Annotated in this window: 11 protein-coding genes; 7 read left to right on the forward strand and 4 right to left on the reverse strand. The window is 66.5% G+C overall.

Going from position 1 to position 14,890, the window contains the following annotated elements; genetic code table 11:
* From MTAB308_RS00090 to MTAB308_RS00110, 5 genes are all read left to right on the forward strand, one after another.
* Window positions 1–1,140: glycosyltransferase (locus MTAB308_RS00090; RefSeq protein ID WP_077096699.1), on the forward strand; the 1,140-nt coding region annotated here is incomplete at its 5' end.
* A gap of 237 nt (window positions 1,141–1,377) precedes the next feature.
* Complete coding sequence (locus MTAB308_RS28770; RefSeq protein ID WP_245831158.1) at window positions 1,378–2,724, forward strand: TylF/MycF/NovP-related O-methyltransferase; 1,347 nt, start codon at window positions 1,378–1,380, stop codon at window positions 2,722–2,724.
* A gap of 318 nt (window positions 2,725–3,042) precedes the next feature.
* A complete protein-coding gene (locus MTAB308_RS00100) occupies window positions 3,043–4,266 on the forward strand; it encodes a class I SAM-dependent methyltransferase (protein WP_077096702.1) in 1,224 nt (407 codons plus the stop codon).
* Window positions 4,267–4,703: 437 nt separating this feature from the next.
* Window positions 4,704–5,135: an MmpS family transport accessory protein gene (locus tag MTAB308_RS00105; protein WP_077096704.1), complete on the forward strand. Its 432-nt coding sequence runs from the start codon at window positions 4,704–4,706 to the stop codon at window positions 5,133–5,135.
* 38 nt (window positions 5,136–5,173) lie between these two features.
* Complete coding sequence (locus MTAB308_RS00110) at window positions 5,174–8,122, forward strand: MMPL/RND family transporter (protein WP_425436166.1); 2,949 nt, start codon at window positions 5,174–5,176, stop codon at window positions 8,120–8,122.
* Here the strand turns inward: MTAB308_RS00110 and MTAB308_RS00115 are convergent.
* From MTAB308_RS00115 to cobG, 3 genes are read right to left on the reverse strand one after another with little or no spacing between them, the layout of a single operon-like run.
* Window positions 8,097–9,614 carry a precorrin-2 C(20)-methyltransferase gene (locus MTAB308_RS00115; RefSeq protein ID WP_077096708.1) on the reverse strand — a complete coding sequence of 506 codons (1,518 nt, stop codon included), beginning with the start codon at window positions 9,612–9,614 and terminating at the stop codon, window positions 8,097–8,099. The two genes, MTAB308_RS00110 and MTAB308_RS00115, sit on opposite strands and share 26 nt — an antisense overlap.
* Window positions 9,611–10,237 (reverse strand): precorrin-8X methylmutase, encoded by a 627-nt coding sequence (locus MTAB308_RS00120; RefSeq protein ID WP_077096710.1) that lies wholly within the window; start codon window positions 10,235–10,237, stop codon window positions 9,611–9,613. The genes MTAB308_RS00115 and MTAB308_RS00120 overlap by 4 nt, the downstream gene beginning before the upstream one ends.
* A gap of 9 nt (window positions 10,238–10,246) precedes the next feature.
* Window positions 10,247–11,362 (reverse strand): precorrin-3B synthase, encoded by a 1,116-nt coding sequence (gene cobG / locus MTAB308_RS00125; protein ID WP_077097375.1) that lies wholly within the window; start codon window positions 11,360–11,362, stop codon window positions 10,247–10,249.
* A gap of 127 nt (window positions 11,363–11,489) precedes the next feature.
* On the opposite strand from cobG, the gene MTAB308_RS00130 reads away from it, so the two are divergent.
* Window positions 11,490–13,277: a nuclear transport factor 2 family protein gene (locus tag MTAB308_RS00130; RefSeq protein ID WP_077096713.1), complete on the forward strand. Its 1,788-nt coding sequence runs from the start codon at window positions 11,490–11,492 to the stop codon at window positions 13,275–13,277.
* A gap of 7 nt (window positions 13,278–13,284) precedes the next feature.
* Here MTAB308_RS00130 and MTAB308_RS00135 read toward each other — a convergent pair whose 3' ends face one another.
* Entirely contained in the window at window positions 13,285–14,106 is an 822-nt protein-coding gene (locus MTAB308_RS00135) for an SDR family oxidoreductase (protein ID WP_425436158.1), read from the reverse strand.
* A 112-nt stretch (window positions 14,107–14,218) separates the two neighbouring features.
* On the opposite strand from MTAB308_RS00135, the gene MTAB308_RS00140 reads away from it, so the two are divergent.
* Window positions 14,219–14,887 carry an alpha/beta hydrolase family protein gene (locus MTAB308_RS00140; protein WP_077096717.1) on the forward strand — a complete coding sequence of 223 codons (669 nt, stop codon included), beginning with the start codon at window positions 14,219–14,221 and terminating at the stop codon, window positions 14,885–14,887.
* Window positions 14,888–14,890: the final 3 nt, after the last annotated feature.

Consider the following 14,890-nt stretch of genomic DNA (forward strand, 5'->3'; position numbering starts at 1 on the left):
TCCTCAGTCCGTCTGGTCGAGGCCTACTGCGAATTTCTTACCACCGTTCGGCCCGATATCGTTCATTTTCATCATTTCCTGACTTATGGCATTGATTTTCTCAGCTTGACTAGGCGAGTTCTGCCCAATGCGCGCCTTGTCTACACGTTTCATGAATTTCTCAGCATCTGCGACGCGAACGGATACATGGTGCGACTGAGCGATCAATCGCTGTGCTCGCAAGCGAGCTCCGTTCGTTGTCATCAGTGCTTCCCCCACCTGCCGCCCGAACACTTTTCGTTGCGGAAGATGTGGTTCATGCGCCACCTGCAGGATGTGGACGTTTTTACCTGTCCCAGCAGTTTCATGGTCGACCGCTATGTCGCGTGGGGACTCGATGCGAGAAAGATCCGTCACGTAACGAACGGTCTGGCTGACTGCACCGGCGGTTCAACGCTTCCCGCTTTTGACGGTCCAAAGAACCGCTTCGGCTTCTTTGGGCAGATGGTCGACATCAAGGGTATTCAAATAATCCTCCGGGCGGTGGGAATCCTTCGGGAGCAGGGCTTCACGAATTTCAAGGTTGAGTTGAATGGCGACAACCTCCGCTATGGCACGCCGGCGCTCGCAAAGGAAATCGAAGATTTCTTCGCCGAAGAGAACGAGCGCCCTTTTGCGCAGCGAATCGTGCACAACAATGGTTCCTACTCAGTAGATCAACTGGCCAGCCGAATGGCACGCGTTGACTGGTGCATTGTGCCTTCCCTCTGGGAAGAGGCCTTTTGCCTCGTGGTGTCGGAGGCGGGGGCGTTCCGCCGCCCGGTCATCTGTTCCGATGTCGGGGCTATGGCCGAGCGCGTCATCGATGACGTCGATGGCATCCACTTTACCCGGGGCGACCCCGACGCCCTGGCCGCAGCCATACTGAGAGGATCGACGGAAACCGGCCTGTGGGAGCGCCTTTCCAGCGCGATCCCTGAACCGCCGTCTCTTGCGGCAATGGTAGCGGGATTCCTCGACGTTTATGGCCTTAAACAAAAGCGAAACGGCTCATCAGTCAGGCGATCGGTCAGCCGGGAAAAGGTCGCAAAAAGAACTGATGCACCAACGAAAGCGCAGAGACCGTCCCGCCGACCGGCGCGGCTATCGAATTCGCGATAACGATCTTTTGGTTTGTCGTGAAAGAAATCGCGCACTCGGGTCGGCATCGGGATCCGCTCCCAGGGCGGCATCGACGTATTCCGACCAATTCTGGCGTCTTCCCTGGCTGACCGGAAAATGACCAGGTGAGTGGGTGGGCGACAGCGACCCAACGGACCATCCTCAAATGATGCAACGATCGGATTACGGGGCACTTTTGATGAGCCCACGCGGCTTCTTGACACCAGAATTTCTGACATGGTGTCATGCCAGGAAGCCTTGGACACTGGACAAGCTGGCGTCGCAGACCGCGCTGCAGCGGCAGGTGACGCGGGCGAGGGTGTTGCCGATGGCGGCCGAGGGGTTGCCGACGAGGGCACTGCCGTGGATATGGCGGCCGCCCTCGGCGAGGAGGGACGGGATCGCCGCATGGAAGTGGAGATATCCGGGGTCACCCTGCGCCCTAGCAATGACCTGATCACCGCTGCTAATCTCGAATACCCGCGGAAGGGTCCGGTCGACGGATGCGCGTTCCAGGTCTATGGCTGGGTCGTATGCAAGGCCCCCGTGGCCAGGTTGGAGTTCGTCCACGAGCAAAGCGTGGTCGCGCGCTGCGAGCTCACTCTTTCGCGGCCCGATGTGGACAAAGTGTATGGCAGTTCCTCACCAGTGGGGTTCTGGAAGGCGATCGGAACGGTCGGACTCGCACCGGTATTCACCCTCGAGGTGAGGGTCGTCTTCGAGGATGGACGCCGGGACGTAATCGCGGAGATACGCGGCACGCAGCAGGTATCCCCGTCCCTAACCCCCTCCATCCGGGTTCAAGAGCCGGCATACCAAGGATCGGGCCGCGGCAGATTGGTCCAGCGATACCTCAATCTTCTCGAGGCGTCGTTGACCGGCATGCTTGTCGAAGATGCGCCCTGCGACTTCTGGTCGGACGGCAAGTTCGATCCCAACAACCGTCTCTTGGGCAGGGACTGGCCCTCACTTTCCTTTTCCATGATCGGGAGTGTTCGCATGCGAAATCTACGCTACGCCTGCGAGACGGTGATACTTGATGGCGTCAAGGGTGACTTTGTAGAGACCGGCGTTTGGCGAGGCGGCGCCTGCATTCTGATGAGGGGAATTTTGGAGGCATACGGTGATGGCGCGCGACGTGTCTTCGTGGCTGACAGCTTTGCTGGACTTCCACCGCCAGACCCCGAAAAGTTCCCCGCCGATGCCGGCGATCAGCACCATACCCATAGTCAACTCAAGGTGTCGCGTGCCGATGTTGAGGATAATTTCCGGCGTTTCGGATTATTGGACGAACGGGTGGTTTTTCTTGAAGGTTGGTTCAAGGATACGTTGCCAGCCGCTCCGATCGATCGGTTAGCTGTATTGCGGCTTGATGGCGATATGTACGAATCGACGATTGAAGCTTTGGACGCGCTCTATCACAAAGTGCCATATGGCGGCTTCGTGATAGTGGACGATTATCAGATACCGGCTTGCGCGAAGGCCGTCCACGATTTTCGTGAACGTTACGCGATCACATCGCCCATACTGCCGATTGACGGATGGGGTACGTACTGGCGTATCGATCACGCGCCGATCCGATAATTCTGCCTCGATCGCCCATCCGGATGGGAGCCCATGGCTGGCGGTCAGAGTGTGGCGATGATGCAAAGCACTTCGTCCACACCGCCTACCCGACGACGCTACGGCCTGGGTCCACAGACCACTCTTCCTGTCCGCCAACGGCGGACCGCTGATGGACCACCCGGAACTTACCCAGACGGAATGACACCGTTTCCTTGCGGGCAGAACCGGCGGTAACGGATAATCCCCACGATGGGGCTCGCCCCGTGATGCAGCTCCCGGCTGACCACGGAACGGGGGTCCTCGATCAAGACTCGACCGGAAGGGCCTACGTCCGCAATGAACGAGGAATCGAACGCAGCCATCGTCTCGCGCCGGTACGAGGCGTACCCAGAACCCATACAAGACCTTGAGGCATGGACCGATAGCAATTGGGAGTGGTTCGATCCTGTCCACGCTCACTCGATTTTGTGGCCCGACCGGGACTATAAGCCCGATCTCGATGTTTTGATCGCCGGCTGCGGTACCAACCAGGCCGCGGTTTTCGCGTATAACAACCGTTCCGCGAAAGTGGTGGGGGTCGATATCAGTCAACCGTCGCTGGAACATGCGCAATATCTGAAAGACAAGTACGGGCTGTCGAACCTGGAATTGCATCGAGTCCCGATAGAGGAGCTGTCATCGCTTAAGCGCAACTTCGACCTGATTGTGTCGACCGGCGTGTTGCACCTCTTGCCGGACCCACTGGCGGGCATGAAGGCACTGAGGGGTTGTCTGCGGCGAGATGGCGCGCTGGGCGTGATGCTTTATGCGAAGTCCGGCCGGATGGGCGTCGAAATGCTGCAGTCGGCCTTCCAAGACTTGGGCATGGGTCACGACGACGCATCGGTCCAAATGGTGAAAGAAGTGATCTCGGCGCTCCCGACAGAACACCCCGTCCACAATTACTTCAAGATCGCGCCGGTTTCCGCCCAGTCCGATGCCGCCCTGGCGGACACCTTCCTGCATGGCCCTGAGCGCAATTACAGCGTCGATGACTGCATCGAGCTCGTGACGTCGGCTGGGTTGGCATTTCAGGGGTGGTTCATCAAGGCGCCGTACTACCCGCATGATTGGTTCAGACCCGGGACTTCACTCCATCGGGCGGTGAGCGCGTTGCCCGAGGCCAGGCTCTGGTCCTTCATAGAGCGTCTTCACGTGATGAACGGCGCGCATTTCTTCATGGCATGCCGTTCCGACCGGCCGAAGAAGAGCTACGAAATCAGTTTCTCCACTCTCGAGTGCCTCGAGTACGTTCCGCGGATGCGGATGCGCTGCGGTATCGAGGGGGAGGAGATCTTTCGGCCGAATTGGCGCACGAAGGTGACACCGGCTCAGATGCATTTCCTGCAACAGGTCGATGGCCGGCGCACGATTCGTCAGATCGCCGACCGGGTCGCCAAGAGCGGGGAGTCGCAGGGCGCGAGCAAGCGTGACCTGGAGGAGTTCGGTCGCAACCTGTTCGAGTCGCTCTGGCGTCTGGACTTCACTGCGATGATGCTGAAGGAAAAGCCGTCCGCATAGCTGGGTCGGCTGAGTGTGCCGATCGGCCGCTGCGCGGGTAGCGGCGAGGCATGAGCACTCGGTGACCGACGCCGCCGGCCCCACCATTGCCGCCGACGGTTGCCCTGACCCGCCCGATGATGTCCAGTAGTCGGGACGCCGGCTCGACCGGATAGCGAAGCGCGACAACCTAATCCATGCCTTAACGCCCGAGCGGCGATGATCGTTTTCGGCCCGGTGCGTAAATCAGCGTTTTTCGACTGCGTTCCGCGGCTGCAGTAGCTAATACCCTAGGGGGTATGGTATAACTGAATGCGGACTGCTGCCACCAAGGCGTTGTGCCGGATGACTTCGGGGGCCGATCGGCCCTACCCGGCGTCGCGGCGTGGTGATGACACTGCGCCAGAACGACCAGGCCACGAGTGGACACTAGTGGCCGCCAGAGGAAGGAGACACCAGTGTTGATCTTTCTCAAGCGGGCGTGGGTGCCGCTCGTCGTCGTGGTGGCGGTCGTCCTCGGTGGCATCACCGTCAATCGGCTCCGCGGCGTTTTCGGCTCCGATGCGATCTTCACCGCCACCGGCAGCAGCGCCGAACCGCTCGAGCCGTCGCATCTCAAGCGGGTGACCTACGAGGTTTACGGCCCCGGCGACACGGCGGGAAGCGTGAGCTATTTAGACGTCAAGGCCCAGCCGGAACAGGCGAACTTCACCAGCCTGCCCTGGACCCTCACGATCACGGCGACGGTGCCGGCCGTGATCGCCAGCGTGGTCGCACAGGGCAACAGCGACAACCTCGGGTGCCGCATCACGGTCAACGGTGAGCTCAAGGACGAACGGTCCACCGCCGGCCGTCACGCGCAGACTTCCTGTCTGGTGAAGGCCGCATGAACACCGACAACCCAGACAATCAAGCCCGCCCGAAATTCATGCGGTTCGTCCGCACGTTCGCGTGGCCCATCATCATCGGCTGGCTCCTACTGACCGTCGCCCTGAATGTGCTTGTGCCGCCGATCGAGTCGGTCGCGCGCAAGCACGCGGTCACCATGTCGCCCCAAGACGCGCCCGCGATGATCGCGGCCAAGCGCATCGGCGCGACCTTCCACGAGTCGGACTCCGACAGCATCGCGATGATCGTCCTCGAGGGCGATCAGCAACTCGGCGACGAGGCGCACCGCTATTACGACGGCCTGGTGCAACAACTGCGGGCCGACCCCAAGCACGTGCAGCACGTGCAGAACGTGTGGGGAGACCCGCTCACGGCCGCCGGCGTCCAAAGCCGCGACGGCAAAGCCGCGTACGTCCAGCTCAACCTGGCCGGCAACCAGGGCAGCACGCCGGGCAACGAATCGGTCGACGTGGTGCGCAAGATCGTCGACAGGTCAGAACCCCCCAAGGGGCTCAGGGCCTACGTCACCGGCCCGGCACCGCTGACGACGGACATGAACGAGGCCGCCGATAAGAGCATGTTCACGATGATGGGCGTCACCGGCGTGGTCATCATGATCATGTTGTTCATCGCTTATCGGTCGATCAGCACGGTGCTGTTGGTGCTCGTCATGGTCGGTTTCGAGATGGGCACGGCCAGGGGGCTCGTCGCGCTGCTCGGAAACAACGAGCTGTTGGGATTTTCCACGTTCGTCGTCGCCATGCTGTCGTCGCTGGCGATCGCGGCGGGAACCGATTACGCGATCTTCCTGATCGGTCGCTACCAGGAGGCTCGCCAGGCCGGCCAGGACCGAGAAGCGGCCTGGTACACGATGTTCCGCGGGACCTCGCACATCATCCTGGGGTCGGGGTTGACCATCGCCGGAGCCACCTTCTGCCTGCACCTGGCGCGGCTGTCGTATTTCAAGGCGCTGGGCATCCCGTCCGCCCTGGGGCTGCTCGTCGTCGTCGCGGGGGCGATGACCGCGGCGCCGGCCATTGTCGCGGTGGCCACCCGGTTTGGTTTGCTCGACCCGAGGCGGATGATCAAGACGCGTGGGTGGCGGCGCATCGGCACGGCCACGGTGCGCTGGCCCGGTCCGGTGTTCGCGGCCTCGCTGGCCATCGCGATCGTGGGCATCCTGGTCATGCCCAGCATGAAGATCAGCTTCAACGACCGCTACTACACACCCGCCAACGTGCCATCGAATGTCGGATATGCGGCCGCGGAGCGCCATTTCAGCGCCGCGACAATGAATCCCGACATCCTGATGATCGAGAGCGATCACGACATGCGCAACAGCGGCGACATGATCATTCTCGACCGGCTCGCCAAAGACGTCTTCCGATCACCGGGAATCGCGATGGTGCAAAGCATCACCCGGCCGCTGGGCGGCCCTATCGAGCACACATCGATACCGTTCCAGATCAGTGCCCAATCGATTCCCATCCAGCAGAACCTTCAGTTCATGAAGGACCGCACCGCGGACATGCTCAAGATGAGCGACGATCTCGGCGCCATGATCGGCTCGATGGAGCGGATGCAGGGCTTGCTCGGACAGATGAGCGGCGCGACTCATCGCATGGTCGGCGACATGGGCGACATGCAATCCACGCTGAACGAGATGCGGGACCATCTGGCGGATTTCGACGATTTCGCGAGGCCGTTCCGCAGCTACTTGTATTGGGAACCGCACTGTTTCAACATCCCGGTCTGCTGGGCCTCGAGGTCGGTGTTCGAGGCGACCGACGGCGTGGACAAGTTCAGCGCGAACATGAGCACGCTGGTCAAGGACATGAACGACGTCGACGCGATCGTGCCCCAGATGATGGCGCAGTTCCCGCCGATGATCGCCGTCGCGAAGTCCATGCAGGGCACCTTGCTCACGATGCACAGCAGCTTCTCGGGCCTGGTGACGCAGATGGCCCAGATGACCGAGACGGCGAGCGCGATGGGTCAGGCGTTCGACGCGTCCAGGAGTGGTGACTATTTCTACCTGCCCCCGGAGGCGTTCCAGAATGCCGACTTTCAGCGTGGTCTGAAGCTCTTCCTCTCGCCGGACGGCAAGGCCGCGCGCTTCATCATCACCCACGACGCGGACCCGGCGACTCCGGCGGGCATCGCCGCGGTCAAGCCCGCGCTGGATGCCGCGCATCAAGCGGTGAAGGGAACGACGCTCACCGGCGCCAGGTTCTACCTTGCCGGGACGGCGGCGATCTACCGCGACATCCAGGCCGGCTCGCAATACGACCTGCTGATCGTCGGGATCGCCGCCCTGACACTGATTTTCGCCGTCATGGTGATCATCACGCGCGCGCTGGTCGCGTCCCTGGTGATCGTCGGAACGGTGCTGCTGTCGCTGGGTGCCGCGTTCGGGCTGTCGGTGCTGGTGTGGCAGCACCTCTTCGGCCTGGAGTTGAACTGGATCGCGCCGGTGTTCGGATTGATCATCCTGCTGGCCGTGGGATCCGACTACAACCTGCTGCTGGTGTCACGGTTCCAGGAGGAGATCGGGGCGGGGCTGCGGACCGGCATCATCCGCTCGATGGGGGAGACCGGTGGTGTCGTCACCGCGGCGGGGCTGGTGTTCGCTTTCACCATGATGTCGATGGCCGCCAGCGACCTGCGCTCGATTGGGCAGGCCGGCACCACGATTGGACTCGGCCTGCTCTTCGACACCCTCGTCGTGCGCTCGTTGATGACCCCGTCGATCGCCGCGCTGCTGGGGCGCTGGTTCTGGTGGCCGATGCGCGTGCGGCCGCGCCCGGCCAGCTTTATGCTTCGACCGTACGGACCGCGCAGATTGGTGCGCTCCCTGCTGCTGGGCGAGGAAGTGGCTGGGGGCGCAAGCAGGCCCCAGCGATCGCACGGGAGGGAACCCGCTCCCGACGGGATGGCGTATGCGGGCGCTGTCGGCTCCGGCGTCACCCCGGGTAACGCCGGGGGGTGAACACCCGGTCGCCGAGATCGTCGGCGTACCACTGCGTTTGCGACGAGCCGATGATCAGCAGGCAGCGCATGTCGACTTCGGCGGGGTCGAGATCGGCCAGCCGCACCACGCGGACGTCTTCCTCTGGGCCCGGGACACCCCCGGAAACATTGCGGCCGATCACCACCGGCGTCCCGGGTTCGCGGTGGGCCATCAGCACGTCGCGCATCGCGCCGACCTGCCAGGTCCGGGCCTTGGAAGCCGGGTTGTAGATGGCCAGCACCAGATCGGCGGCGGCCGCGGCGGCCAGGCGCTGCGCGATGACGTCCCACGGCTTGAGCCGGTCGGACAGCGAGATCACCGCGTAGTCGTGGCCCAGCGGCGCGCCGACCCGGCTGGCGACGGCCTGCGCGGCCGTCATCGCCGGAACCACCCGGATCCGCACCGCCGGCCACTGTTTGGCCTCCTCCAGCACCGCGGTCGCCATCGCGAACACCCCCGGATCGCCCGACGACACCACCGCGACGGCGCAGCCCTCCTCGGCCAGCGCGCACGCCAGCCGCGCACGCGCGGGTTCGTCGGTGTTGTCGCTGGGGTGTCGCCGCTGCCCCTCGCGGACCGGGACACGATCCAGGTAACCCCGGTAGCCGATCAGGTCGGTGGCGGCGGCCAGCTCCCGCCGGCTCTGCGGCGTCATCCAGTCGTTGTCGCCGGGCCCCAGGCCGACGACCGCCACGGTGCCGGCCGCCGGGGGGCGCCGCTGGCCGCGACGGCCACCGGGAAGCATCGCCAGCGAAAAGTACGGCACCCCGGTCTCGTCGACCTGCGCGGCGGGCAGTATCCGCTGCCCGGACGTGCTGGCCCGCTCGACGTAGAACGCGTCGTCCAGCTGCCCCGTTGCCGAAAGCGCTTCGCGCACAGCCGGATAGGAGCGGCCCAGCTTGAGCACGACCGCGGCGTCGGTGTCGGCGAGCCGGCGGGTCAGCTCGGCCACCGGCAGGGTGCCCGGCAGCACCGAAAGCACCTCGTCGCCGGCCACCAGCGGCGTGGCAATGGCCGCCGACGCGGCGCTCACGGACGTGACGCCCGGGACGATGACCGCGTTGAACCGCTCCGTCAGCCGGGTGTGCAGGTGCATGTAGGAGCTGTAGAACAGCGGGTCTCCCTCGGCCAGCAGCGCGACGTTGCGACCGGCGTCGAGGTGCGCGGCGATGCGCCGCGTCGCCTCGGCGTAGAAGTCTTCGAGCGCGCCCGCGTAGCCGCCGGGATGGTCGGTCGCCTCGGTGGTCACCGGATAGACCAGGTGCTCCTCGATCTGGCCGGGCCGCAGGTACGGTTCGGCGATCCCGCGGGCGATGCTGCGGCCGTGCCGGGCGCTGTGGTAGGCCACCACGTCGGCCTCGCCGATCAGCCGGGCGGCCTTGACCGTGACCAATTCCGGGTCGCCGGGCCCCAACCCGACGCCCCATAGTGTGCCCCTTGGGGCGCTTCGCGCGGTGCCTGCTGCGCTCATTCGGCGTCGCTCGCGATCGCGTTGACGGCGGCCGCGGCCATCGCGCTGCCGCCGCGGCGGCCGCGCACCACCAGATAGGACATCCCCCGCGGGCGGTCGATCAACTCCTGCTTGGACTGCGCCGACCCGACGAACCCCACCGGGCCGCCGAGCACGGCCGCCGGCGGGGCAACGCCCTCGTCGATCAGCTCCAGCAGCCGGAACAGCGCGGTCGGGGCGTTGCCGAGGGCCAGGACGGCGCCCGGCAGCTGCTCGGCCCACAGCTCCACCCCGGCCGCCGAACGGGTGGTGTGCCGGCGCGCGGCCAGCTGCACCGCGCGCGGATCGGCCACCAGCGACACGACCTGGTTGCCGGCGGGAAGCCGGGCGGCGGTGATGCCGGCGGCCACCATCGACGAATCGCACAGCACCGGGGCGCCGCCGCGCAACGCGGCGCCGGCCCGCGCGACGACGTCGTCGGTGTAGGCGACGTGATCGGCGACGTCGACCTGACCGCACGTGTGGATCAACCGGACCACCACCCGCGCGACGTCGTCCGGAAACCTCGCCAGGTCGGCTTCGGCGCGGATCGCCGCGAACGACTGCCGGTAGATCTCGGCCGCGTCGCGGATGTACTCGAGCACCCGCTCACCTTAAGGCTGGTCGCGAAGCGGTCTGTATCCCTGTCCGGTAGCGACCAGCACCTGACCGGCCGGCGGGCTGCCGCACGCCCGCTCGCAGCCGACGAAATGGCGGTGCCCCGCGGCGTCGGCATCCCGCGCGTGCAGCGACTGCGCGGCGTCCGCCCGCACGTCGGCCGCCGAGTGCGCGCACCCCGGGCTGCCGGTGCAGGCGCTGACGCTCAGCCAGGGGGAGTCCTCGTCGAAGACCAGCCCCAACGGCGCCAGCACCCGCAGGGCGGTGTCCGCGACCTCTTCGTTGAGATCGCACACCAGCACCGACCGCCACGGCGTGACCACCAGCGGGGCCTCGATGGCGGCCAGGAACTCCGCGACCCGCGCGGGCAGCACGCCCAAGGGCACCGCCGCGCCCAGCGCCACCCGGCCGTCGCGCTGGTTGATCCACCCCACCGGGCCCTTCGTGACGGGCGGGAACGGTGCGGCGCTCAGGTCGGCATCGGGCAGCAGTTCGGTCAGGTCGGCCAATTCGCTGACGCGCCATGCCTTTCCGCGGATCTCGACGAACCGCACGGCCAGCGCGACCAGTGCTTGCGCCACGTCGCCGGCGGCCAGCCGGACGCCGGTGTCCCGGCCCGTCACCAGCAGTGCGACGCCGTCGTCCAGCGCATGCACGCCGACGTCGGCGCCCAGTCCGGCGACGTCGGCGCGACCGTCGTCGACGCTGAACCAGAACCGGCCCCCCAGCTCCGCGAGCCTCGGCTCGGCACAAATCGCCGCGTCGAGCTCGGCCACCCACCCGCGCACGTCGACGGCGCCGCCGACGCGGCCCGACAGCGGTGACGCGACTATGTTGCGGACCCGCTCATGCGTCGGCGACGGCAACAACCCGGCGCCCGCGATCGCCTCGGCGGCCGCCGCGACGTCGGTGATGCCGCGCACCTGCACGTTGCCCCGCGCGGTGAGCTCGAGCGTTCCCGAGCCGAACCCGCTCGCGACGCCGGCCAGCGTCGCCAGCTGGGCGGGGGAGATGCTGCCACCGGGCAGCCGGACCCGCGCGAGCGCGCCGTCGGCGGCCTGATGGACCTGCAGCGCACCCGGGCAGGCGTCGGTGTCACGGGCTCGGGCCACCACCACACGGTACGACCGCGGGGCGAGGGGCCGGCCGCGACAGTTGAGTAGCCGACTACGCTAGCCGCCCGGCAACGCCGCGCCGGACACTGCGATTGGCCCATTTCTTCCAGGTCAGGAGCGTGGCATGGGACAGCGCGGTGGTCATGCGGTGGTGTTGGGAGCAAGCATGGGCGGCCTGCTGGCGGCCCGCGTGCTCGCCGAGTTCTACGACCGGGTCACGGTGGTCGAGCGCGACATCCTGCCGTTGCATCCCATCAACCGCCGCGGCGTTCCGCAGGGCAGGCTGATCCACGCCCTGGCCGCGCGCGGCACGCAGGTTCTCGACGAGCTGTTCCCCGGGTTCGTGGACGAACTCACGGCCAACGGCGCCGGCATCTGGGACGACGGCGACTTCTCGAAGGTGTCGATATCGGTTGGCGGGCACACCACGCCGCGATCCGGCAGGGCGCCGAATCCGCCCGTGGTCCTCTTCCCGAGCCGGCCGCTGCTGGAATGGAACGTGCGCCGGCGGGTGAAGTCGTTTCCGAACATTACGTTCCTCGAATGCCACGACCTGGTCGGCCTGATCACCACGCCGGCCCGCGACCGCGTCATCGGGGCCAGGGTCGTCGACCGCGTTCTGGAGCGCGGTAAGGCGCTGCCCGCCGACCTCGTCGTCGACGCGACCGGCCGGGGGTCTCGCACGCCGGCCTTCTTGGAAGAACTCGGCTACGGCCGTCCGCGCGAGGACGAGCTGACGGTGCAGCTCGCCTACGCGTGCCAGCTGCTGCGCCTGGAGCCCGGCGCGATCCGCCAACACATGATCGCCCTTTTCCCCGAGCCCGGGCGGCCCAAGATGTTCGGGCTGATCAGAAACGAGAACAACACCTGGATGTTCGGGGTCGGAGCCATGGCCGGGCTGCAACCGCCGGGTGCGACCGCCGAAATGATCGAGTACGCGGCGGATTTCGTGCCCGCTCGGGTGTTGGACGCGTTGCGCGCGGCGGAACCGCTGGGCGCGGTGGTACACCATCGCGTGCCCTCCAACCGCTGGCGGCGCTACGACAAGATGCGGCGCACGCCCGAGGGCCTGCTGGTGGTCGGTGACGCGATTTGCAGCTTCAATCCCATCTACGGGCAGGGCATGACGGTCGCCGCGATCGAGGCGACGGTGCTGCGGGACTGCCTGTCGCGCGGGGAGCGTGGCCTGCCGCGGCGTTTCTTCCGCTCGTCGGCAAAAACCGTCCGGGTGGCCTGGCAGACCGCCGTCGGCTCCGACTTGGCCCTGCCCGAAGTGCACGGGCGCCGGCCCGTGTCGATGCGCATCAGCAACGCCTTCCTGGAGCGGGTGCTGAGCGCCGTCGAGGTCGACCCCGTCGTGGCCGGGCAGTTCATGCGGGTCACGGCGATGGTCGCCCCGCCGGCCCGGTTGTTCCGCCCGTCGATTTTGCGGCGCGTCGCTCGAGCCCGCGGCCGTCGGCCGACGGGTGTCCACCCCGTCGACGACGGGGTCGAAGTTAATCGCGAGGAAGAGAAGGGAAGTCGGATGTCGAACGCCAACATCGAGGCGACGAGGAAGGGCTACGAGGCATTTACCGCGGGTGACCTGGAAGCCGCGTCGGATGTCTTCAGCGACTCCGCCGAGTGGACCATCAACGGCGACAGCATGATTGGCGGGACGTATCGGGGCAAGAACGAGCTCACCGAGCTGTTCATGCGGCTGTGGGAGAAGGCGACCAAGGTGGAGACCAAGCGCTACCTCGCTGACGGCGACGTCGTCATGGTCCTGACCCGAGTCAGCGTCGGCGACGAGAGCGCCGACGAGGCCGACGTGTTCGAGTTCCGTAACGGCAAGGTCGTCAAGGCCCACTCGTTCGGCGACACCGCCATGCAGGAACGCGTGTTCGGCAGCAGGCGGGTGGCGACCGGATAGGTGCCGCTCAGGACGTTCCCGTCCGCCGCGCATAATCCCGGCGCTTGTCGGTTTGCAGGTCGCTGGTGAAGACGCGGTCCGTGCCTACCGCGCGTCCGATCGCTTCCGCTAGGCCTTGCGGCATCAGCCGCTGGGCCGACGCCATGATGCCCATCGAACGCGGAACGACCACGCGCCGTGTGGGTTTGGCGATCACGCCGACCACGGCCCGGGCGACGTCCTGCGGCTCGGCGTTCTTGAAGCCCCGGGCGTGTCCGACACCCGCGATCATTTCGGTGTTCGTCAGGGTCGGCATGATCGTCGAGAAGTGGAGGCCGCGGCCACGGGTTTCCATGCGAACCGAGTCGGTGAACCCGAGCACGGCGTGCTTGGTCGCGCAATAGGTCGCGATGCCCGCACACGGCAGCACGCTACCCATCGACCCGATGTTGACGATGTGACCGCGACCGCGCGGCAGCATCCGCTGGGCAGCCAATTTGGTCCCCAGGATGACGCCGCCGATGTTGACGTCGAGCACCCGCTGGGTGACGGCGTCGGGCTCGTCGACCGCGCTGCCCGCGGCGATGACGCCGGCGTTGTTCACCAGCACGTCGAGGGGCCCCAGCTCGACTTCGACGGCGTCGAGGAAGGCGGCGAACGACTGGCGCTCCGTCACGTCCAGCCCGCGGCGCACGGCCAGACCCAACCGGCCACCCGCCTCGTGCACGGCCGCTTCGTCGATGTCCCCGATGGCGACTTTGGCGCCCAACCCGTGCAGGGCGGTGGCGATGGCCAGTCCGATTCCTCGGGCACCGCCGGTGACGGCAACGGTTTTTCCGGAGACCTTCATCCCCACAGTCTTGCGCCGCGCGTGCATCCGCGGCGGGGTTCGCGCGAATTTTTCGCGAGCGGTGCACCTTCGGCGCGATTGGATCCGCGTCGGCCCGGGCACACTCGTCCCCGTGAGGACGCAGGAATACGCCCCGGGTCGTCTGGTCGACGTGTTCGGCGACTCATCGCAACCGACGGTCTTGCTGTGGCACGGCATGCAGACCGACGCCCGCGCCGCCGTCCGCCCCCTGGCCGGCATGCTCGCCGATCGCGGTGCGACGGTCGTGGCGCCCGATTGGAATTCCCACGCCGACGACGGCGGGCGCGCCGACCTGTTGGGATCGCTCGACTTCGCGCGCGACCTCGCAACCGGCGCCGCCCTGGTGCTCGTCGGGTGGTCGCTGGGCGGGTGCGCCGCCGCGGGCCTGACGCTCGCGCGCTTCGACCTCGCCCTGGCGCATACGGTCTGCCTGGCCGGCGCCTTCATGGTTCCCGATCCGATCTCCGGTCGAGCGCCGAGCGACATGCTGTCCGCCGACCGCATCGGGTCGCCGTTTCTGTTGCTGCACGGGCTGGCCGACGACGCCGTGCCGGTCGCCGCCAGCAGGGACTTCGCCGCCGACCTGCAGCGGATCGGCTGGCCGGTCGAGCTGGTGGAGCTGGGCGCCGATCACGGGTCGATCGCCGGCGCCGACTACGACCCGGTTGCGGATCGCTACGTGCCGGCGACGGGCGGACCGGCGCTCGAGGTGGCCGGTGAGGTCGCCGCGCGCATCGCGGCGACGCTGGGGTACGAATGACGG

The sequence above is a fragment of the Mycobacterium terramassiliense genome, from assembly GCF_900157385.1.
In the GTDB taxonomy this organism is placed as follows: domain Bacteria; phylum Actinomycetota; class Actinomycetes; order Mycobacteriales; family Mycobacteriaceae; genus Mycobacterium; species Mycobacterium terramassiliense.